We start from the raw sequence: 2268 nt of genomic DNA, 5'->3' as shown, positions 1-2268 counted from the left end.
GAAAAGCGGCGTCATGAACCACGCGTCCTCCGCGCCGAAGCCGGCGGAGTAGGCGTAGCCGCCCATCGCGCCCGTCTCCGGGAGGACGGCGGCGTAGGTCGTGAACATCCCCGGCGGGTCGCGGTTGAGCAGCTTCGTCCGCGGCTCCGCGGGCGCTCCCTCGCCCACCTGTCGGTAGGCGTCGCGCACGGCGGCGACGTAGTCGGCCGGCTCCGCGAGGTCGTCGACCTCGGCGCTCGATAAGAACAGGGTGTCGGTCATATCCCACCCGTCGAGACCCGGGGACTAAACGGTACAGGAGCCGGCGATCGGTCGAGCGCCACGCGGACGACCGCCCGCCCGGACCGGACGGGGGATGGCGACCGAAGCCGAACCGGACAAGGAGAGTTAGCGAAGCCGAACCGGACAAGAAGAGTTAGCGAAGCCGGAAGTAGAGCGCGCGCCAGCCGCCGAGCGCGAGCGATCCCAACACGAGCATCACCGCGGCGAAGCTGAGTTCGGCACCGCCCCGGAAGACGAACGCGCGGAGCGCGAGGCCGACGACCGCGGCGGGGATCCACGACCGGACCACGAGCGGGACCGACGACTTCGCGGTCTCGGCCGCGCCCGCGGAGTAGGCACCGACGAGCGGCGCGATCAGGACCCACGCGATCAGGAAGGGCGCGTACACCTCGGGGAGGTACAGCGGGTTCGCGGTCAGGAACTCGACCGAGGTGTGGTTGAGCGTTCCGACGGTCAGGAGAGCGAGCAACGCGATCACGTCCCCGACGGCGAGCGGCGCGGCGTCGCGGTCGAGGCGAGCGGCGAGAAACGGCGGAGCGTCCATACCGACCCGTGGGACCCGCCCCCACTTTTACGCACGGATCTCTCCCGCGGGACGGCGCGGGTGTCGTCGAAGGCGGTGGCGACCGGTCGCTACTCGTACAGCGGGTGCGCCTCACAGAGTTCGACGACGCGCTCGCCGACCTCGTAGATCACGTCCTCGCTGTCGACGTCGTCGACGACGCGGTAGATCAGGTCGCCGACCTCCTCGATGGCGTCCTCGTCGAACCCGCGCGTGGTGAGTCCGGCGGTGCCGGCGCGGATCCCGGAGGGGTCGAACGGCGACCGCGTCTCGCCGGGCACCGTGTTCCCGTTGAGGACGACGTTCGCGGCCGCGAGCGCGTCCTCCGCCTCGCCGCCCGAGAGGTCGGGATGCGAGTCGCGCAGGTCGGCCAGGATCAGGTGGTTGTCGGTCCCGCCGGAGACCAGAGAGAGGCCGTGTCCCTGAAGCGTCTCGGCGAGCACCTCGGCGTTGTCGACGACCTGCTGTGCGTACGCCTCGAACTCGGGCGCTAAGGCCTCCTTGAAGCCGACCGCCTTGCCGGCGATGTTATGCATCAGCGGGCCGCCCTGCCCGCCGGGGAACACCGCGGCGTCGACGTCGTCCGCGAACTCCTCGTCGCACATCACGATCCCGCCGCGGCCGGCGCGGATCGTCTTGTGGGTCGAGCCGGTGACGAAGTCGGCGACGCCCACCGGGGAGGGGTGGACCCCGGCGGCGACGAGGCCGGTGATGTGGGCGATGTCCGCGAGGTGGTAGGCGTCGACCGCGTCGGCGGCGGCCTGGATCCGCTCCCACTCGACCGTGCGCGGGTACGCGGAGTAGCCCGAGACGACGATGTCCGGCTCGAACTCCTCGGCTGCCTCGCGGAGCCCCTCGTAGTCGATGTAGCCGGTCTCGGTGTCCACCTCGTACTGCTCGACGTCGTACAGCTGCCCGGTGAAGTTCGCGGGGTGGCCGTGCGAGAGGTGGCCGCCGTGGTTCAGCTCCAGCGAGAGGATCTTGTCGCCCGGTTCGAGGACCGAGTAGTACACCGCTTGATTCGCCTGCGTGCCGGAGTGGGGCTGGACGTTGACGTGGTCCGCGCCCCACAGCTCCTTGGCGCGCTCGACGGCCAGCTCCTCGACCTCGTCGGCGTACTCGCAGCCGGCGTAGTAGCGCGACCCCGGATACCCCTCGGCGTACTTGTTGGTGAGGACGCTCCCCTGCGCCTCCAAGACCGCCTCGCTCACGTGGTTCTCGCTCGCGATCATCGCGAGCGTCTGCTCCTGTCTGTCGCGTTCGCCCGCCAGCGCGTCGGCGACCGCCGGGTCGACTTCCCGGACGTGCTCGTGATCCATGTGTGAAACCCGGGCGCGACCGCGCATTAATCCTTCCGTCGCCGTCGGAAATTGGCTCCGTCGCGCCCCCGGAAGAACTCCCGCACCCACCGACGCGCCGAGGCC

The 2268-nt window shown here is 70.3% G+C and carries 2 protein-coding genes and 1 pseudogene; all 3 read right to left on the bottom strand.

What is annotated here, in order from left to right; all coding sequences use genetic code 11:
* Nucleotides 1-261 (bottom strand): annotated as a pseudogene (locus BN903_RS13140) (ornithine cyclodeaminase family protein); the annotation flags it as partial.
* A 154-nt stretch (nucleotides 262-415) separates the two neighbouring features.
* Entirely contained in the window at nucleotides 416-826 is a 411-nt protein-coding gene (locus BN903_RS13135) for a DUF3054 domain-containing protein (protein ID WP_048078161.1), read from the bottom strand.
* A gap of 89 nt (nucleotides 827-915) precedes the next feature.
* Nucleotides 916-2163, bottom strand: coding sequence for a serine hydroxymethyltransferase (gene glyA, locus BN903_RS13130; RefSeq protein ID WP_048078160.1), 1248 nt, complete (start codon nucleotides 2161-2163; stop codon nucleotides 916-918).
* Nucleotides 2164-2268: the final 105 nt, after the last annotated feature.

It is taken from the genome of Halorubrum sp. AJ67, assembly GCF_000513435.1.
This window is presented reverse-complemented; position numbering and strand designations above follow the sequence as displayed.